The sequence below is a fragment of the Zobellia uliginosa genome (genome assembly GCF_018860745.1).
Classification (GTDB): Bacteria; Bacteroidota; Bacteroidia; order Flavobacteriales; family Flavobacteriaceae; genus Zobellia; species Zobellia uliginosa_B.
Map to the genome: position 1 here is coordinate 804,699 of NZ_JAHKPY010000002.1, position 21,088 is coordinate 825,786.

The 21,088-nt window shown below is 35.6% G+C and carries 13 protein-coding genes; 4 read left to right on the forward strand and 9 right to left on the reverse strand.

Features of this window, described 5'->3' with window-relative positions:
- Positions 1-4: 4 nt before the first annotated feature.
- Positions 5-601 carry an RNA polymerase sigma factor gene (locus tag KO521_RS03690; protein ID WP_215938534.1) on the reverse strand — a complete coding sequence of 199 codons (597 nt, stop codon included), beginning with the start codon at positions 599-601 and terminating at the stop codon, positions 5-7.
- A 117-nt stretch (positions 602-718) separates the two neighbouring features.
- Here KO521_RS03690 and KO521_RS03695 point away from each other — a divergent pair, with 117 nt between their 5' ends.
- The 4 genes from KO521_RS03695 (at position 719) to KO521_RS03710 (ending at position 8,385) form a co-directional block, all read left to right on the forward strand.
- Complete coding sequence (locus KO521_RS03695) at positions 719-1,882, forward strand: FecR family protein (RefSeq protein WP_215938535.1); 1,164 nt, start codon at positions 719-721, stop codon at positions 1,880-1,882.
- Between the two features lie 153 nt (positions 1,883-2,035).
- Positions 2,036-5,398: a TonB-dependent receptor gene (locus tag KO521_RS03700; RefSeq protein WP_215938536.1), complete on the forward strand. Its 3,363-nt coding sequence runs from the start codon at positions 2,036-2,038 to the stop codon at positions 5,396-5,398.
- Between the two features lie 10 nt (positions 5,399-5,408).
- Positions 5,409-6,872: a RagB/SusD family nutrient uptake outer membrane protein gene (locus KO521_RS03705; RefSeq protein ID WP_215938537.1), complete on the forward strand. Its 1,464-nt coding sequence runs from the start codon at positions 5,409-5,411 to the stop codon at positions 6,870-6,872.
- A 67-nt stretch (positions 6,873-6,939) separates the two neighbouring features.
- Positions 6,940-8,385 (forward strand): sulfatase, encoded by a 1,446-nt coding sequence (locus KO521_RS03710; RefSeq protein ID WP_215938538.1) that lies wholly within the window; start codon positions 6,940-6,942, stop codon positions 8,383-8,385.
- A 99-nt stretch (positions 8,386-8,484) separates the two neighbouring features.
- Here the strand turns inward: KO521_RS03710 and KO521_RS03715 are convergent, their stop codons facing one another.
- The 8 genes from KO521_RS03715 to KO521_RS03750 all read right to left on the reverse strand — a co-directional run bounded on the left by KO521_RS03715 (position 8,485) and on the right by KO521_RS03750 (position 21,003).
- On the reverse strand, positions 8,485-8,760 hold the full coding sequence (locus tag KO521_RS03715; RefSeq protein ID WP_215938539.1) for a hypothetical protein: 276 nt from the start codon (positions 8,758-8,760) through the stop codon (positions 8,485-8,487).
- A gap of 267 nt (positions 8,761-9,027) precedes the next feature.
- Positions 9,028-12,027, reverse strand: a complete 3,000-nt coding sequence (locus KO521_RS03720) for a type I restriction endonuclease subunit R (protein ID WP_215938540.1) — start codon at positions 12,025-12,027, stop codon at positions 9,028-9,030.
- Positions 12,024-13,196, reverse strand: coding sequence for a restriction endonuclease subunit S (locus tag KO521_RS03725; RefSeq protein WP_215938541.1), 1,173 nt, complete (start codon positions 13,194-13,196; stop codon positions 12,024-12,026). The genes KO521_RS03720 and KO521_RS03725 overlap by 4 nt, the downstream gene beginning before the upstream one ends.
- A 2-nt stretch (positions 13,197-13,198) precedes the next feature.
- Positions 13,199-16,402 carry a P-loop NTPase fold protein gene (locus KO521_RS03730; RefSeq protein ID WP_215938542.1) on the reverse strand — a complete coding sequence of 1,068 codons (3,204 nt, stop codon included), beginning with the start codon at positions 16,400-16,402 and terminating at the stop codon, positions 13,199-13,201.
- Positions 16,402-17,994: a type I restriction-modification system subunit M gene (locus tag KO521_RS03735; protein ID WP_215938543.1), complete on the reverse strand. Its 1,593-nt coding sequence runs from the start codon at positions 17,992-17,994 to the stop codon at positions 16,402-16,404. The genes KO521_RS03730 and KO521_RS03735 overlap by 1 nt, the downstream gene beginning before the upstream one ends.
- Positions 17,995-18,292: 298 nt before the next feature.
- A complete protein-coding gene (locus KO521_RS03740; RefSeq protein ID WP_215938544.1) occupies positions 18,293-18,943 on the reverse strand; it encodes a hypothetical protein in 651 nt (216 codons plus the stop codon).
- 343 nt (positions 18,944-19,286) lie between these two features.
- The gene (locus tag KO521_RS03745; RefSeq protein ID WP_215938545.1) at positions 19,287-19,805 is read right to left on the reverse strand and encodes an NUDIX domain-containing protein; all 519 of its coding nucleotides are present in this window, start codon (positions 19,803-19,805) and stop codon (positions 19,287-19,289) included.
- A gap of 601 nt (positions 19,806-20,406) precedes the next feature.
- Positions 20,407-21,003 carry an RNA polymerase sigma factor gene (locus KO521_RS03750; RefSeq protein ID WP_215938546.1) on the reverse strand — a complete coding sequence of 199 codons (597 nt, stop codon included), beginning with the start codon at positions 21,001-21,003 and terminating at the stop codon, positions 20,407-20,409.
- Positions 21,004-21,088 lie beyond the last annotated feature (85 nt).

The following is a 21,088-nucleotide window of genomic DNA, read 5'->3' on the forward strand; positions in this document are numbered from 1 at the left end:
CATTTTAGCTCGCAGCGAAGTTTTTCTTTCCAATCCCAAATATTACTATGAGGATAGTCTCGTATTTTGCTCCTAATTTCTTTTTTAAAATACGAAAAGCTTTGGTAATCTGAGCTTCCACAGTTTTAATAGAAATATCAAGATAGTCCGCAATCTCATTATTTGTTAATCCTTCCCTTTTACTTAGAACAAAAACCTTTTGACATTTAGGAGGTAGTTTCTGTACCTCTTTATTTACGATTTCTATCATTCTAGTTAGAGCGTTATTGTCCGTTTCTTCAACCACTTCATGGGCGTATTCAATATATTTTGCTTGTAATAGAACTACAGCTTTATTTTTTTGATAGTGATTCAGGAATTCATTATAAACACATTTGTATAAGAAACTACGTATGGATAATTCAGGATTTAGTTTTTTCCTTGACTTCCAAGTTTTAAGAAATACATTTTGAACAATATCCTGTGCTGTTGATTGATTATGGGTTAGAGTTATTGCATAGGCATTGAGTTGTCTATGGTAGGTTTCTAATAAGAACATGTAGGCCTTCTCTTCCCCTCGAATAAGGTTTTTGATTAAAGCTGAGTTATCTTCCAATTTCATGAGAAAATGTTTATATCGCAAGTAAAGGATAAAAATAATACGATTATTAAAAAAATATTAAAAAAAAGTTAGGGTATTGAAAATATCACTTGTAGTATATGTAAAGAGAAAGGGTAAATGACTCCAAAAGAAGTTGAGAGATATATAATTAAGTATTTTACACAAACTGCAGATACAGCAGAGTTGGATCTACTTGATAAATGGTTGCAGAATAAAGAGAATCAAAGGATTTATAAAACTTACGTGAAAACAAATTTTGCGATAAACTTGGCTATGAACGACCCAAATTTGGATAAAGTAAAAAAAGAGCTCTTAAAAGAGATTCGTAACGAGAACGTTTCACAGGGTAAAGTTAGATTATTGTCCGTATTAAAGTATGCTGCCATAGCTCTTGTTTTCTTAGGCTTAGGAGTATTACTGAAAAATAATTTATCTATAGATGGCCTGGATGAGATTGTTATACCAAGAGAAGACTTGATCACATTGGAATTGGGTAACGGCGAAGTACAGATAATTTCAGAGGATGGAAGTTCTAAAATAGTTGATGAAGCTGGTAATATTGTAAGCAATAAAAAAGGCAGTCAATTAATTTATGAGGATGAAGACCAAAATTCCAATCTTCAATTTAATACACTCACTATTCCAAATGGTAAACGATTTGGTCTAGTATTATCTGACGGTACAAAGGTGCACTTAAATGCGGGAAGCTCCATTACGTATCCCACTAATTTCACTAAGGATGCGGAAAGAAAAGTGACCTTATTGGGTGAAGCCTATTTTGAAGTAAGTCCGGATAAAACTAGGCGGTTTATAGTGAGTAGTCAAGAATTGGATATTAAAGTGTACGGCACCAAATTCAATGTTGAAAACTATTCTGAAGATGAAGAGGCCCAAGTAGTCTTAGTAGAGGGTTCTGTAAGCTTGTTCAACCAAGAACAGAAAGAAAAGAAAGATGCAGAAGTCTTTTTAAAGCCTGGATTTAAAGGCATATTTAGTAAAAAAGAGAAAAATATTGTAAATCAAAAAGTGAATACTGCGCTCTATACCTCTTGGACAAATGGTAACCTGGTTTTTCGTAATGAGAGGTTCGATAATATTATTCAAAAATTGGAACGCCATTATAATGTGGTAATTATAAACAATAACGATCTATTGGCCAATGAAACTTTCAATGCTACGGTAGAGACCAATCACGAAACTATTGAGCAGGTCTTTGAATATTTCAACAAGGTTTATCAAATTGAATATCAAATAGTAGAGAATAAAATAATAATAAAATAAAAATAGGATGAAACGAAATAACTAGAACCCATCAAACTTGATCATTTTTTTATTCGAACTTATTTGAATAAAAAATCGGAAAATGCTCTAACATTTCCCGATTCAAAAAAATGATTATTCGTAACGCGTAATCACAAATAAACACTCAAAATTATGAAAAAACCACCAAAGTCGGAGGGTGTTCTCTCTTGGCACTTAAATTATGACCTGAAAATGAAGTTATCGCTTCTATTTTTCTTAACCATTAGTTTTTTGATGCATGCCAATTCTTCGTATGCGCAAAAGACTAAAATATCTATAGAAAGGGAAAATTCTACGGTAAGAGAAGTTCTTGAAGATATTGAAACTCTAACTGAATTTAAGTTTCTGTTCAATACACGAGCAGTGGACTTAAGTAGAAAAGTAACCATTAAGGTAGATAAAGCTCCAATTGATAAGGTATTGGACCTATTGTTTGAAAATGTAGATACGAGCTATGAATTGGATGACCGTAAGATACTATTGAGAAAGAAGGAGCGAAAAAGCCGTAGTACAAATGAATCACTCTTAATTGCTCCTTATCAACAAACAATATCAGGAATTGTAACCGATGCTGATGGCATACCATTACCTGGGGCAAATATTGTAGAAAAAGGAACATCAAACGGTGTCACGGCAGATTTTGACGGAAACTTCTCAATTGAAGTTTCAGACGAGAACGCAATTCTTTCCATCTCGTATATTGGGTATACAACAAAAGATATAGTAGTAGAAGGTAACGCACCAATTACTGTGCAACTGCAACCAGATGCAGCTAAGTTGGAAGAAGTAGTGGTTGTAGGTTATGGTACACAACGAAAAACCGACTTAACAGGAGCTATTGCTACAGTTAAATCAGAAGATTTTACCCAAGGAGCAAATTATGATGCGGTGCAACTTTTAAATGGTGCGGCATCAGGTGTTAATGTTAGTCAAGTGAGTTCTGCTCCAGGTGCCGGTTTAAAAGTTCAGATACGTGGTGCCGGTTCTATAAACAGTGATAATTCGGTATTGTTCGTAGTTGATGGTCTTCCGGGTGTAGACCCTTCCTCATTAAGCCCTGGCGATATAGAATCCATAGATGTGTTAAAAGATGCTTCTTCTGCCGCTATTTACGGTACTCGTGCGGCTAATGGTGTTGTTCTAATTACAACGAAAAAAGGAAAAGCCGGAAAAACAAGCTTGTCCTATAGCACGTATACCGGTTTTCAAAGCGTAGCCAAGTCTTTGGACGTGTTAGGTGCCAATGACTATGCGGACCTGGTTAATTTTAGAAGTGCAGATACTTATTCTCCTGAGCAAATTGCAGGTTTTGGTGCCGGCACCGATTGGCAAGATGAGATTTTTCAAAATGCCACGGTTCAAAATCATCAAATATCTTTGTCCGGAGGTAACGAGAAGGGCAATTATTATTTAGGGTTGAATTACTTTGATCAAGATGGTATTGTGAAGTCTTCATCAAGTCAGAAATATAATATTCGCTTAAATGTGCAATCACGACCGCTGGAAAACTTGCTGATTTCTGCTAATGCTAATTTTACTAGACAGACCAATAATGAAATATTGTTCTCAAATTCCGCAAATGAAAATGCGGGTCCCATAAACTCGGCCATTCAATTTGACCCGACTTTATCATCAGGCCTTGATGAGAATGGACGCTATTTTAGAAATGCTTCAATTGCTTTGGATAATCCGTTAGCATTGATTTATGGGATTGATAACCAAACTGTTCTCAATAGATTTTATGCTTCTATAAATACGGATTACGAAGTAATTAAAAATGTAACAGCTAGTTTACGTTTGGGTGGGGAGTCTAATACCTCAAGGGCAGATATGTACAGAAGTAGGGCTACTCTTAGCGGGCTGGCGCAAGGCGGTATAGGCACAATAGAGTCTATAGAACAAACACATTGGCTGGTTGAGGCGCTTCTAAAGTATAGCAATACGTTCAATGAAAATCATAATTTCTCAATTTTTGGAGGGGTAACTTTTGAAGAATTTTTAAACAGAAGATTCAGTGCAAATTCAGAAGGTTTTTTGTCAGACGTAACGGCTACCAATCTACTACAGAGTGGTAACGGTGATTTAAACGATGACGTTACCAGTGGCAAACAAAAAAATCAATTAAATGGTTTTATAGGTCGTGCTACCTATGATTACAAGGGTAAATATTTATTAACTGCATCCTTTAGGGTAGATGGTTCTTCTCGCTTTTCCCCCGATAATAAATATGCTTTTTTTCCATCGGCATCTTTAGGATGGAGAGTTAGTCAAGAACCATTTTTGGTTGATAGTAATACTCTAAGTAATCTAAAACTACGCCTGGGTTATGGGGAACTGGGAAATCAAGGAATTAATAATTTCGAGACTAGACAGACCCTTATTTCCCGATCCAATAATGGTAGTAATTCAGTTTTTGGGGGATCTGTAGCGCAAGGTGTGGTCGCTGCAAGGTTACCTAATCCGGATTTGAAATGGGAAACCACTACAGAAATAAATGTAGGTGTTGACTATGGTTTTCTGAATAATCGCATCTCAGGTTCTGTAGATCTTTTTAAGCGTAAAACGTCAGATCAACTTTTTAACAAACCGTTGCCCTCTGTTGTTGGCTTTACTAATGTGAGGACTAACCTTGGTGAAGTAGAAAACAGCGGTGTTGATTTCAATATTAACACTATCAATATTAATAAGGATGATTTTCAATGGACTACTGGAATTACAATGTCATTCTTAAAGAATGAAGTAACTATGCTACCGGATTTTACCGAAGAGATAATAGGAGGCAACATAGGTACTTTTATACAACAATATACTATTGTACGGGAAGGCGCCCCGTTGCAATCTTTCTATGGTTATGAAATAGACGGTATATTTCAGGTGGGAGATGATATTGCAAATTCTGCTACACCTGACTATCTACCAGGTCAACCCAGATTTGTTGATCAAGATGGTGATGGAGATGTAGATGCGGATGACCGAGTGGTATTAGGTGATCCCTTTCCTGATTTTTCTTTCGGTTTTAACAACAACTTCAAGTATAAAAACCTGAGTCTTGAGATTTTTCTTCAGGGAGTTCAAGGTATTGAATCTTTAGACGCCAATGTAACGGAATCATTGTATCCAACGAACTCGGCCAGGAATTCTATTTCAAAATATTACAATGAAAGATGGACACCGGAAAATCCATCAAACACTTTGCCGTCAGGAGAAAACCCTAGTCAGTATGGTGGGGCTAGAGCTATCAACTCCCTTACGATTACGGACGCTTCTTTCATTCGTTTAAAGAATATTACTCTTGGTTATAACATACCGTTAAAAGATACTTTTAGAATAACATCACTAGGTCTGTATGCCGCGGTAGACAACCTGTTTACAATCACTGATTTTGAAGGGTATGATCCAGATGCGAGTGCAGAAGGTACGAATGTGGAACGTAGCAGTTATAATAGCTATCCGTTAGCACGTACAATTAGATTGGGCTTAGATATTAAATTTTAAACATACACTGATGAAAAAATATATAATTAACATAGTTGTGATCGTACTTTTGTTCGGTTGCGAAGATTTTTTAGAAGAAGAAGTCTTTACAGAATACGACCCATCTGTTTTTCTACAAGACGAAGCAGGGGTAGATGCTTTGTTGACAGGGGCTTATAGTGCTGCCATATATTCTAATTTCCAAGCTATAGACCATTTTAATGTGCAACAACTCAATACTGATGAGACTTGGGAAACTGGGGGAGGTCTCAACAGAAGGGTTTTACCACTTATTGAGTTTACTTGGGATGCTTCAACAGACTATTTCAATAACGGATATAATAGGTTTTATAATGCCATAGCCGCAGCAAATAATGTGCTGAGTGTTATAGACGGTCTAGATAACTTGGAAGAAGCCACTTTAAAAAAAATTGAGGCGGAGGCCAGGTTTTTACGAGCATTTTCTTATTACAATCTACATAACTATTTTGGTCCTACACCTATTGTTACCGTACCCGATGGGGCCACTTTAGATGAAATAGAGGCTGTAGGAAAAGAAACACCTAGAGCTACTGAAGAAGAATACAGGAGCTATGTAATAGGTGATTTAATTTATGCATCTGAAAACTTGGATTACGGCGGACTTTCAAGTAGAGCGAATAAGGGAAGTGCACTTGCTTTGTTAACCAAAGTTTATTTAAATAATAAACAATGGGAAGAAGCGGCCACAATGGCAGAGGAAGTAATTTCAAATGGAGGATATGTTTTATATGACGATTACACCAAACTTTTTGCAGTAGAAGGTGAAGATAACAACGAATTCATTTTTAGATTTGAAGCTGCTGTAGGAACCAATCAAGCAAATGTATATATACCCCATGCTTTTCCTCCAAATTACCCTATAGAATCCAATTGGGAAAATTTTGGCGCTCAGTTCAGAACATATACCGCGTTTTACGAAACGTTTGAAGGAACTGATATTAGAAGACAACTTCTAATTTCGGAATATATACCAACAACCACGGGTGTTTTAACTCCTTTGTCCAGAGATGGTGACGGTGTTGCTTTAGATGATGTACGCAGTTTTAAATTTGTACCAGACCCGAATGCGGCAGGTAGGTTTAGTGGTAATGATTTTCCTATTATACGTTTGGCGGATATTATCTTGGCACGTGCTGAAGCATTGAACGAAGTTAACGGACCCAACCAGGAGAGTATAGATTTGATCAATGAGATTCGTGATCGGGCTGGTGTTGCTAGTATTGTCCTTACCGATTTTAGTTCAAAAGAAGAATTAAAAGATTTTATTTTAGCTGAAAGAGGGTGGGAACTTTACTCGGAAAGTTTGCGAAGAGAAGATTTAATAAGGCATAATAAATTTGTGGAAAGAGCAATAGAACGTGGTAAACCAGCACAACCCCATCATGTGGTTTATCCGCTTCCGCAAGCGCAGATAGATAATAATCCAAATTTAGAGCAGAACCCAGGATATTAAATTTCAAAGATTACGGGGTTTAATAGGTAAAAGCCCCATAATCTTTAGTTTTAATTTATAAAATACTATGAGATATAAAATAGTGACCATACTTACTTTCTGCCTACTTTTTATAGGGTGCAAAGAAAAAAAGGTAGTAACTGCAGAAGTAGAGAGTGTACAACTATCTCCTAAGAAAAATGTTGTTTTTATACTAGTAGATGATTTAGGCTGGAAAGATTTAGCGTGTTATGGAAGCTCCTTTTATGAAACACCAAATATTGATAGGTTAGCAGCTAGTAGCAACCTCTTTACAAATGCATATAGCCCCAATCCTGTATGTTCCCCTACAAGAGCCGCAATTATGACGGGAAAATACCCAAGTAGAGTAGGTATTACGGATTGGATTCCGGGGTACGAGGCCAAGAACGCTATACTTAAAGGCCCGGAAGACTTGTTTGAGTTACCGCTAGAAGAAACCACCATAGCGGAAGCTTTAAAAGAACAGGATTATAAAACATTTTTTGCTGGTAAGTGGCATTTGGGTGATACTGGCTTTTTTCCGGAGAACCAAGGTTTTGATATTAATAAAGGCGGCCACCACAAAGGACAACCGCCAGGAGGGTATTATTCACCGTACAAGAACCCAAAACTATCGGATGGCCCAGAGGGTGAATATTTAACGGATAGGCTTACCAACGAATCCATTGCATTTTTAGAAGAGAATAAGGATAACCCATTTCTTTTGTATTTGTCTTATTATACCGTGCACACGCCAATCCAAGCCTCTAAAAAACACATTGAAAAGTTTGAAGCGAAAAAGAAGGAATTAAAAATTGGTGATGCTCAATTAAAAAATGAGAGGGAAGCGCATACCGTTATAAATCAATACAATGCGGAATATGCTTCTATGGTTTACGCTTTAGATGAGAATGTAGGTAGGTTACTGGATAAGCTAGAAGTATTAAAATTGATGGATGATACTTTAATAATTTTTACTTCTGATAATGGTGGGCTCACTACACGAATAGGCGATCGCAAGGGACCAACAAGCGTGCGGCCGTTACGAGCTGGAAAAGGTTGGGCCTATGAAGGCGGAATTAAAATTCCTTTACTGATTAAAAAGCCCGGACAAACACAAGGAAGCAAGATTAATACGCCAGTGATTAGCATGGATATGTTTCCTACTATTTTAGAGGAGCTTAATTTACCGCTTCGGCCAGAACTCCATCAAGATGGGGTGAGTCTTAAACCAGTTATGGAAGGAGAAAAAAGTAGTGCCCATGAAGCTTTGTTTTGGGATTATCCACATTATCATGGAAGTGGCTGGACGCCAGGTCAGGCAGTAAGGAAAGGAGATTGGAAACTGATTTATTTTTATGAAAACGATTCGTATGAATTGTATAATCTTAAAAATGATGTTTCTGAAGAGAATGATCTGGCACAGACCAACCAAGAGAAACTAAAAGAGTTAAAACAGGTCTTGATTGATTTCAATAAGAGACTCAATACCCAAAAACCGATGCGCAATTAGAAATTGGCGGTATAATAAATGAATGATTTAGTTAGTTGAGTTAGTTTAGTTTTTTCAAAAGGGCAACAAGAAATTGTTGTCCTTTTTTGGCTCACTTCCTTATTTTGAACACCTATTGGGAGCCAATATGTTATTAGGGTGCAAGGTGCTTTTTAATTTAAAGGCGAGGCTATTTTCCCAATTCAATTTGCTCAGATATTCGTTTTGAAAAACAGTAGGTACCCTATACGGATAGACACCAATTTTTAAACAAAAATCTAATAAAGACCCATACAGCGTATGCGCATTGGCAACTTCTTTTGGTTCTGTCTTATCAAATAATATGGGTATGGTGGAAGGGATTACATTTTCATTCTGAAGGATTAAAGTAACCATGGGTTCCATATTAAATTCTTTAAACAGGTTGTAAATCCCTTCAACATAAATTTTTATAACATTTACGTCTAAAAATGAATACTGGCCTATGGCACAAGAGTATATAGATGGAGTATACAAAACCGTTACCTAGAACAGCGGATATTAGTGAATAGTTAGTTTTAGTTTTATAGTGGAAGCCCCGTCATTTTTTGGCGGTTTTTTTGTTTCAGTGGTAACCGACAAAGTGGTATTCTATTATTCTGTTTAAGAAAAAGGTACAACGTATCACCCCAATAAAGGCCACTCCCCATATTGCCCTTCTGCTTGTTCTATGACTTCTTTTAAAAGCTTATCTAATTCTGAGAAAGGAACTTTTCCTCGTAGTTCTTTTTTAACGGCTAAACGTATGGCTGCTCTTGCATTTTCTTTTTTGGTCCAATCTAGCTGAAGGTTTTTCTTTACCGAAGCTACTACGGTATGGACTAATTCCTGTACTGGTCCCGCTTCATTTAATATGGCACTATTTGCAGATAATAGATCGTAAAAAGCGAGTTCATCTTCGGTAAGCCCTAGTTCTTTTGTTCGTTTATCGTCTGCTTTCATCTCATTTGCAATGTCTAGCAAGTGTTTTATTGCAGCAATGGAATCTAAACTGTTCTTGTGGTATTTGCCCAATACTTTTTCAAGCTCATCTTTAAGCTTTCTACCTTTTTTAATGTTTTTGCTCATGCGTACTTTCAATTCGTCATTGATGATACGGCGTAACAGTTCTATTTTAATATTTTCTCCTCCTTTATCCTTTACAATGGCTTGGAAAGAATCATCTACGATAGAAATATCAATCTTATCTAGATTATACATGGCAGCTAAATCTACTATAGCTTGCGATTCTAATGATTTGCTGATAAGGTCTTTTATACGGTCATTTTTAGTTCGCTGAGCTCCTGGAGGGTATTTTATTTGTCTTATCCTTTCTCTAAATTTTTGTACAATGGCAACATCTTCTTGAATTTCCCAAATGCGTTCATCTGAATTGGTCATGGCCATTAACTCACTTAACTTACGTTCTTCCCTCAAGTAGTTTTCGGTGATCTCATCTGTTCGTAACAATAAATTTAAACCACGAGTAAACCATTGCATTAATTCTGTTTCTTGCATTGATTGTACCACATCCAATTCAAAACCACCTACCAAAGATTTAACTATAGTCAGTTGTTCTAAGCACAATTCTACTGCAGCATCTAAGTCTAAGGTTGGTTTGCCAGCTCCACCGCTGCCAGTATATTTTTTTGTGGCTTCTGCTAAAAAGCCTGATATGCCAATGAAATCAACTACCAGTCCATTTGGTTTTCCTTCAAAAACTCGGTTTACTCGGGCGATTGCTTGCATCAGGTTATGACCTTTCATAATCTTGTCTACATACATGGTGTGTGCGCAGGGTGCATCAAAACCAGTCAACCACATATCACGGACAATGACCATTTTCAAAGAGTCTTCAGGATTCTTGAATCTTGACTTTACTGCTTCCATAGCATCTTTGGTGCGCATATGTGCATTCCAACTCACAGGGTCTTTTCCAGGACTACTGGTCATGATGACTGCTATTTCTGGGCAATCTTCCAGAGCAGATAAGGCATCGTACATTTTAACGCAATTACGGCGACTCATACAAACTACCATAGCTTTGCCATCTAAAGTTTTTGTACGTGCTTTAAAGTGTTCTAAAATATCTTTAGCTACAGTCTTTACACGGTCTTCTGAACCTGCAGCATCTTCAACAGCTGCCCAAACACCAACAGTGGTATCTTCTGCTTGTTCTTCAACTTCTTCTAGTTCTTGGAAGTATTTTGCTTTTATATTAAGCGGCACCATTTTTGGCTCGTAGTAGATGGGTACCGTGGCACCATCTTCAACGGCTTGTTTAATATCGTATATGTGAATGGTGGGACCAAAAACTTGTTCGGTATCGGCATCTTTGCCATCTACTGGAGTGCCAGTAAAACCAATAAAAGATGCATTGGGTAATGCTCTGCGAATATTCTGCGCAAAACCGCCACTTTCAAAACCGTATTGAGTACGGTGCGCTTCATCTGCCATAACAATTAGATTATAGCGTTCACTCAAAATGGGATGCTGCACTTCTTTACCTTCTGCTAAATCTTTCAACCTGAATTTCTCAATGGTCGTGAAAATTACGCCGCCACCGTTAGAGCTTAATAATCTTCTTAGGTCGTCCGTACTTTCGGCATGCTGAACATCACCCACCAAATCTTTGGCGAGCACAAAATTTTCATAGAGCTGTTGATCAAGATCTGATCGATCTACTTGTATTACAATAGTTGGATTCTTTAATTCTGGTCGTTGACGTAGAATACCTGTTAGAATTGCCATACTAATACTCTTACCAGAACCCTGGGTATGCCATATGACACCTAAACGCCCATCTCCATTTGGTTTTATGTTCTCTAGGCTACTTTCTACGGCACGGCTAATGCCCCAATACTGGTGGTACTTTGCGCCTTTCTTTATAATCTTGCCATTGTGGTCTTCATGAAAGATGAAATGCTGTAAATAATCTAATAGCGTCTTTTTTGGGAATAGCCCATGCAATAAGGTTTCTAATTGCAATTCTGCTTTTTGCTCGGTATCATCTCCATCTAAACTTTTCCATGGAGCGAACCATTCTAAGGCGGATGAATACATACCGTGTAAAGCCTCCAGACCGTCTGATGCTATACAAATGGCATTATAATCGAACAATTGTGGAATATCTAACACATAGTTATGTATTTGCCGATGTGCATTTTCAACTCCTACGGTGGAATCAAATGGATTTTTAAATTCAAAGACAATAAGTGGCAGTCCGTTGATAAAAATTATGAGGTCTGTCCGGCGGCTGTTTTTGCCTACGATGCTGACTTCGTCTGAAACTATAAAACTATTGTTTTCTGGATGTACATAATCTATAGGGTAGATGTGCTTTGCCTTTTCATTGCCATGGGCATCTTTCCAAGCAATGTCTATACCTTGAGTTAGTTTTCTATGAAAATCTTGATTGCGATACGCGACCTCCATACCCTCGTGTTGGGTAAATTGGGCAAAGGCTTCATTACGTGCCGTTTCTGGAACGCTGAGGTAGGTGGTTTTTAGAAAGTTTTTTAATTCATTTTCTAAAACTACTTTTTTAAGGTCACGTTCTAGTGCATTACCGGGTATATGGGTATAGCCTAAACTATTTAACCAAGCTATGGCAGCATTTTGGGCGGTATGTTCGTTTAAGCTCATAGGGCTGCAGTTATTTCTTCCTTAAATTCCTTTAAGCGGACTTCTCCTGAAATAAGTTTGGGTAGTAAGGTGTCGCGGAGATTGGTAAGGGTTTGGTTTTCAGTATAAAGCTCATCTTGTTTCATTTCCATGGGTGAAACCAATTTTTGATAGTGTCTTTGAATTTCTAACGGTGGTAGGATTAATTCAAAATCGCTAATTGCATCAAACGTAATTTGCGGAAATGTTCCTGAACGTCCTTCTGCAATAGAATTAAAATTATCAACGGTTGATTGCATTGTCAAAACCCTATAGAGCAATTTATTAAGTATGTTTTCCTTTGGATTGATTATCATAAATTTTGTTGAAACAACATAATCTGATGAATCGAAATTAACAAAGGCATATCTTTTATTTTTAGGTCTGATTTCGCTATAAAGTATATCACCTTTTGAAATTGCTTTTTTTGCTTGACCAGGAAGACCTGTTTTAGATTTTTTTTCTGAATGAAGAAATCTTCCTTCTTGTACATCACCAGTATTTACAAATACAACTTCATCAACTATTTTAAAATTAAAACTTTCTGATTTTTTAATAGCTACTTCATCTAATCGTTTTACTTCCCAACCCTCAGGAATTTTACCCAATTCAGAGTCTACGAACTTACCCTCTTGAAAAGGACCAAAATCTACAAACCAATGCTTGTATAGTTCCATTGCCATGTCTTCGAGAGTTTTATTCATGGCAAGATTGTTCTCTATTTTGTCATCTAATGCAGAGAGAATGCTGGCTATGGCTTTTTGTTCGGGGAGGGGTGGGAGAGTGATATCCAGTACATTTAAAAGACTGGTTGTTAAACTTGGTATTGCAGAACCTACATCCTTAGAGGCAAAATCAATTGTAGTAAGGTAATAATATAAGTATTTAGCAAATGCTATATCATTATTAACTTTAGTCCAAAACAAGGTGTCAACAGTCCAGAAAGGTCGGTTGATATAGAAAATGCTATTTAAAGAACCCTTCCTTGGTATAAGCACAGACTCCTCATCAGAAAGAAAGGAATTAACATAACGCATTATGCCACCCGTACCATAACATGGAATCGTTCCTTCTTCAAGTTTCTTATGGTCTTTACCGTATTTAATTTTGGCAATATCTCCAAGCTTGTATGTATTCCAGTTTTTGGGCATAATTAGTTTAAGTTAAAAGTAAAACGTTTAATAAATTGATGATGTTTAAGAAATACTTTTCTAGGTTGTACTAATAGGACACTATCTTGTTTTGTTAATTTTTCATATAGGTTAATCCTCATTTCATGATCGTCAGTTATAGAGCATTCCTTAATTGGTTCAATGTCCGAAAGTCTACAAGATAAAAAATGAGAAAGCATAGAATAATCATTCAAATCTTTAATGAATTTATTAAAAGAACTATTAATTTTTTTGTACTTCCCTATAGGTAAGGCTATTAAAAACATAACAGCTAGAATTTCACCATCTTCTTCCTTCATTATGTATGTAAAATCTTCATGAGCTTTGATAATTCTATAAATGTTGATAAAACGCTTAAGAGTGCGGGGGCTTTTACCTAGAACCTCAGACATATCTTGAATTAATTGGATTTCTTGTTCTGTAAATTTGAGCGATTCGATATTTTTGGTTTGTGGGGCGTTAAGTTCTTCTTTTGGCTGTTGTTCGGCGATGTCTTGATTTTTTTTGAATTTTTCATCTACTTTATCAAAAGTATCAGCTAATGCCCTTTCTTCATTTAATAAAAGTTTAGAATTTATACTTTCTATCTCTGGCAGTGATTCGGCCAAAGTTTTTAACATATGTTTGACATTAGTTTCCGTAGCAGCCTTTAGGTTAAAAGGGATTTGAAAAATTTTTTCTAGATAGTTAGATGGCGCAGTCATTTCTAACGCATCGTATTGACTATTACCATCACTACTTAACTGAAATTGATGTTTTTTAATTAGGGCGTTTTTTACCCATCTTGGGTCAACCCCTACCACGACTATAAATAAAGGATACGCCATCAATAAATTAACAGCTTCAAGAACTTGCACAACTCTTTCTTCAGAACATCGGTCTAAATCATCTATATACAGAATAATGCGCTGTAATGGTGAAGCAAACCTTTTTTTGAATTCTTCAGATTCTTTTTGTTTATCTGCCTCTAGATTATGTGCTACAAACAATTCACTAAGAATTTCAAAATCTTTTCTAATTACAGAAACAATACCTAAGTGTTTTTGGTAATCATCACTTGTAGATCTTTTTTCAATAAACTTATATAAAGCTTCTGTAGTAAGCGTATTTTCTAATCTATACTCAATCTCAGATTTAAACTCTTTAGCTTGATTGATTTGTTCATTTATAGTAGTTATTTCGGTTTGATAGTTTTCAATTTCAAGCTTCCATGCTTTTTCAAGTTGCTTAAATTTAAAAAGTGCATTTTTTTTATCTAATTCATAATCTTCTTTAATCTTCCAAAAAGTGGATATTAAAGGCTGTAAATGTTTTACTGTTTTATAAGTTCTAAAAATAAAAGCTGCACTAATAGAAATGAAGTACCATAGTTTAGAGGGAAAAGTGAAATTGATTATTCCAGTATATGGAATAAGTAAAAACATAATACCCTTCATGGAAATTATGACAATTATTATAATGCAAAACCAACCTAAACTTTTTTGCCAATTTGCCCCTTTAAAAAACGTTTTTAAAAATGTATATTTCGATTTTATTCTTTTATACAATTCTGTTGGGTCCTGCCAATATTCACGAGGAACTATCTCATTGAATCTATCGCTTGATTGATTAAATGATTTGTTCTCTAACAAGGTCTTCGCAACTTTTGTTTCGATTTGGAATTCAGAATTCAAATTATTTAGAACATCTTTTATCGAGCTTGTTTTTATCTCTTTAATTTTCTCGTTAAGAGCATGTTTTGTACTCTTTTTTTGAGATTTTAAGTTTAATATTCTTTTATCTATTGCCTGTTTTTGATTTGCTAAATCTATTAGCTCATTCTGCGCAATATTTAGCTTTTTCGTTAAAGCTTCCTCTATTTCTTTTATGTTTTTACTAGCTAATGAGTCGTTGCATATGTATTCTTGTAAACCTTCAAAAATTCTAGTGATAATTCCAGCCCACAAGTTAGAATCCATATAAGACCATGCATTAAAGTGTACATGCGCTATACCATTGCAGTAAATATTTTGAGTTGAAGAATTTTGTGAAAGTACTTGAATTCGCTCTTTAAGTTTTCGCATAAAAAAGCTTTTTCCAGAACCCCATTTGCCTAACAATGCAATAGCTAAGGGAGGATTAAAACTTTTAGCAGAAATTACACGGGCAAAAGCATTTATATCTTTGTCAATATCTAAATAATCTGCACCAGAATCAACATCGCTAATTAGGCCGGCAATTGTTGTAGAGTTTACAACGTTCTCTATATTTTCGTCAACACTCGTCTTTCTTTTTAGAAATGACTTTTGGCCTTGTATTTTTTCTAAAACTATATTAATATCATCGGGCATTAATCTCGCGAAGGTTCTTCTGTACTTGCCTAATCCTGGGATGTCGATGGGTTCTTTTAATACGTTATCCCAGGATATTTCTAGTTTATGTCCGTCTTCTAGATTGCGAGTAACAATACCAGTTGCTTTTATTCTTAGATAGCTAACACTTTTGTTAGCATAAGTTGATTTTAGTATAACTAAATCTCCTTTCTTCACTGAGTTAACAGCTCGGGTATCATTTGTGTCGTGGCCATTTACCCAAATATTATTAGAAATAAAGCGTTCAATCTGATCTTCACCACTCCAAATATGTCCTGCTAAAAAATAATTCTTTTCAATTGGGTTTTTGTTACTGTTCTCATCTTCAGCTTTAACGGAGTCCATTTCACTACTAAATTGACTATAAAAATTTCTACCTCTATTATCATCAGGTATAGCTATTGTAAAAAAGAGACTTGCGAATTTCGTAATAACATCTATTGTAATTTTATAACTTTCAATAAAACTAAGGCCACCTGAGCCTGTGCCCATTAAGGGAAGCCAAATACTTTTGGACACTAAGAATTCTTGATTTTCTAAAAGAGCATTGGCTAAATTTCGTTTTAAATTATTATCAGTTTCATTATTATCAACTGTGACGATATACAAAATGGACTTCTTCTCAGTTGTTCGTTGTAAGTAAAACCCTTTTTTTAAACTCTTTTTATCAATACCAAAAATTTTGTAATTAAATTCTTCTTGAACATATTTGTTCAATGCGCCTGATGTACCTTTATTATTAATGGAGACAATTGCGAGATCATAGTTTTTTGGAGAAAGCCCAATTACTGTTCTATAATTTTTTGCGGCGCTATTCATTGTAACTGTTGCCATCAGAACTTATTAAAATTTGCCAGTATTTGCTTTTTTAAAGTTTCTCCCTTTTCAAACTGTTCCAACAAAGTAGACTTTAAACTCTCCTTCTTTTCTTCAAAGGGAATACCATCATCTTCTTCCGCTTCCGTGCCTACGTATATTCCAGGGGTAAGCTTATAGTCTTGTTTCTGTACATCTTCTAAAGTGGCAGCTTTGCAAAAGCCGTCAACGTCTTCGTAGGTTTTTCCAACAGTTCTCCAGTTGTGGTAGGTGTCCGCTATTTTGTCAATATCGGCATCTTCGAAAATTCGTAGTTTACGGCTCGCCATGGTACCCATTTTGGCGACATCCAAAAAGAGAATTTCATTCGTGCGCTCACGGTGTTCACCATCTTTGCCATCTCTGTTTTTACTGAGAATAAACAAACAGGCGGGAATTCCTGTAGTCAAAAAGAGCTTGTCCGGCATACGAACTATACAATCAATCATGCCTTCATCTACCATATACTGGCGTACATTCTTTTCGCCTTTGGTGTTAGATGTCATGGCTCCATTTGCCATTACAATACCTGCGGTACCGGTATCACTAAGGTGGTTCCAGAAAGTTTGCATCCACATATAATTAGCGCTGCCATCTGTAGTGAACTCTTCACGAGGACCAAAAAGTCTTGGGTCGTTTTCAGGTAAATCCTCAGAGTGCCAATTGCTTACATTAAAAGGAGGGTTGGCAATTACATAATCGGCCTTTAGACTAGGGAATTTATCATCTAGCAGCGAGTTCCCCAGTTTAATATCAAAAGAGAGGTCACGTAATAAAAGGTTCATTAGACACAAACGTATGGTTTGTGACGTCATTTCTTGTCCGTAGATAGAAATATCACTTTTATTACCGCCGTGTTCTTTAATAAATTTTAAGCTCTGAACGAACATACCGCCACTACCACAGGCAGGATCAAAGATTCTACCTTTGTAGGGTTCTAGAATTTCTACCAATAGACGAACAATACTACCAGGCGTAAAGAACTGTCCTGCGCCAGAACCTTCGGCCATTGCAAAACGGCCAATGTAGTATTCATATATGCGACCGAGTATGTCACTTTCAGGGTTTTCTTTTTCAGAGAACTTAGGGTGTGAGAGTAGGTTTATGATACCGCCTGTTTGCTTAGCAGACAATTCGCTTTTTACAAATATTCTAGGTAAAAGGTTATTTAGCTGCGGATTATAGGCGGTTAAAAGTTCTTGAATGACATCAAAAGCATCGTCAATAATCACCTTGATATTATCCTGCTCCGCATTGTCTTTAAAATACTGCCATGAGGCTTCATGAGGTATTACAAAAGTGTTGCGAGACTTATATTCATCAGCATCTGAGAGTACATATTCCTTTTCCGCTTTATCTGCGGTATAGTATTCTGAGGCGGGGTCATTTAGAACATGGGTAAGTTCTTCTTGAACAATTTCAAAACGTTCACTAAGGTGCTTTAAAAACACCAAAGGTAAAATGTAATTTTTATAATTATTTTCGGAAACGGCGCCTCGTAATTCGTTCGCGGCATCCCATAATTCTTTTTCAAAATCAATATCTGCTTTGGCAGCTTTAGTATTAGCCATTTGTTCGATTGGTTTGGTACAGTGAAAAATACTGTAGTTGTAAGATAAATCTATTCCATAAAAATAGGATTACTTTTTAAATTTATCAGTCTCTTTTCTCAATATACTTTTAAAAAAAGAGAGCTTTATGATTTACAAAATACTATGGTATACCAGACAAATAAACTGAAAAATATAAAAAGACTGTTACAGATTTCTGTAATGGGTGAGGGGTAGTGTAAAATATAACTGGGATTGATAATTTTAAGATAGTACCTGTTGGCACTTTAATTAGTGATGAATACTGGTTATGGGGTCATTAAACTTTTTTGAGTAGTCTATACTCTGTTATTAAATCGTTTAGTTTACTCCATTTTTTATAGTCAGTGAATAAAGTATAGCGCACATCACTAAAATAATTGCCTGTGATAGCCAAGCCAAAAATTAATACCGTAAAGATTGTAAATTTAATTGAAAGATTTAAAAAGTTCTCGGCAGCTATTTCCATAATTTGCGATACGAAAGCACTCCATAAAGGAAGGAAAAGGCCTGCAAATATTGATGTTTGGAGTATAAATGACGTTTTTTCCTTATTAATATTTTTTTCAATCTGGTTTTGTAACAAATCTAAGTTCGGATTAGTCTCCTCCAATTTATTACTCAACTTTACAAGAATTAAATCATTGAATTTTCTATAGTCCCACCTCCATTGAGATATGTATATATCAGGAAATTTGTTTTCAATAGTTTTTAGATTTAAAAACTGAATAAATAATAGTCCTACAAATAAAATACCAAATCCCCAAAGTTCGAAGAGATATTGATTGGTAAAAAAAACGAAGTACTGACAAAGCAAGAATAAAACAAATACAACTATAAGTACAATTGTTGAAGTTATTTTATTTTCTTTTGAAACTTGAGAATAATAAGTTAGTTCTGCTTCATAATACTCAAAAAGTTCTGTAACCATAATTTAGTTTTAGCAAAAAAAAATAGTATAGTATTTAGCAACACAATTACTTATCACAAAAAATAATCCGTAATATTCTAAGAATTGACTTTACTTAGATTAAAAGTAGGAAAAATAGTATATTTAATTAAGAATAAAAAACATGCGACAAAAGAAGTCTGGGCAACAAAAAAATCAATTTTTTGTTTTTAAAAGGTAGGTGGAATTCTTCAAATCAACTGCTTCTGAAAACCCAAAATTTAGAAATGTTTAATGCTTGAAAAGTTTGAAAATATACCTTTCTGGGAGTTGCTTAAAGTAAACTTTGATGGTGTTTTAATAAGTAAGATTAATAGCATGCATTTTATCTCAAACCTTCCGCCAAAAGCTCCAGCAAAAAAGTCTCTCGCTCAATAGACATTCCTTTTTTAGTACTCGTGGCCATAGTTCTTTTATTGTGCGCTATGGCTTCATGAATATTAATCCATTTGGCGGTCATACCATTTTTTGTTTCGTAAGCTTCCAACTTGGTCGTACCAAGTTCTTTGTTCACTTCGCAGGTATAACAGTACGAAATCATATGCTGCACATCAAAATCGGGCTTGTGCCAGGGCCTGTATTCCTTATAGATGCCAAAAGGCTTAACGTTCCTGATATCTTGAGCTCCGGTTTCTTCAATTAGTTCTCTGGTCATACCGGCAATTTTATCCTCGCCTTTATCTAAGCCGCCACCAGGCAGACTATAATCTTCATAGCGCTCCGTATAAACCAATAGAATACAATTACCTTGCATGGCAATACTTCTGGTAGCCAGCCTCGTGACAATAGATTTGCCTTCTAAACTAACTACATCCGGATGATAATGGGTCTTTAAATTTTGCATTTAGAAAATTTGGCCGTGAACCAATTTATTAAAAGTATTATTTAAGTCTATAAAGCAAATACTAACCTAAAAACAGAACGAATCCTGTACTAGGTACTTCCTATGTATTGTACACGCTCTAAATAAACTAAAAATACAAGGCATAAAAAAACGGCTTGTGAGTACACAAACCGCTGTTTTTGATGGTTTTAAACCTTGTAGCGAGAGGGGGGCACGATCCCCCGACCTCCGGGTTATGAAATCGGTCAAAAACGCCGTATTCATAGGGTTTCCCGCTGTTTTGTCTTAAAGCAGTGTACCGCGCTGTGTACTCTGGTTTAACTAATTATTTATCTAAAGATAACATCAAAAATCTACGCTGTCAAATAAATTTTACTTTTTAGATTTAATGCTTTATTTGCTACTTACTTTTTAATTTTTAAAAACTATAAAACAGGTCCTTGAAGAATATTTTAATGATGATAATAAGATGTTTTTACAGTCTCGGTGACAATGCTATTTCTCGGAGAAAAACATAAAGATGTTTACTGAACTTCCGTGAAATGCTGTACAATTTAATTCTATTGAGGATTGATTCGGAGAAGGATAAGTTTAGAAATAATTAGCTTACTGGATTGCTGGTATTCTGAAATATTACCATCAATATAGTTTGATATTTCTCTCCCATCTTATTTCTTAAAATGCGGAAAGCTTTCGTTATTTGGTTCTCTACCGTTTTCTTAGAGAGGTTTAGACATTGAGATATCTCAATATTGGTAAGACCTTCTTTTTTGCTCATCAGAAAAATTTGTTTGCATTTTGGAGGCAATTGGTGAATAGCGTCGAAAAGGATAGTAAGTATCTTCTGTTCTTGCACCTCGTCTTTTTCATCAATGGCAAGTTCCAAGGCGGTCATATATTTCTTTTCTAAAGCCATAACGGCCTTTCCCTTTCTATATTCGTCAATAAACTTATTATGGACTGATTTGTATAGGTAGCTTTCCAAGGATAGTTCGTGTTTAAGCTTCTTACGTTTTTCCCAAATCTGAACAAATACATTTTGAACAATATCCTCAGCTATTAGGTCATCTTTAATCAAGCTGTTAGCATAGTTGCATAATCTATTGTGATACTGTTCTATGAGATGAACATATGCAATTTCATCACCGTTTTTTAAACCTTTAATCAGTATATCTTGATCATTAAAGTGCCTCTTCATATTTTCGTTTGGTTGTGGGTTTGGTTCTGATATTTAGCAAATATGAAAAAAAAATGTGAAAAAAGTAGGGGTTTCTTAGTTTGGG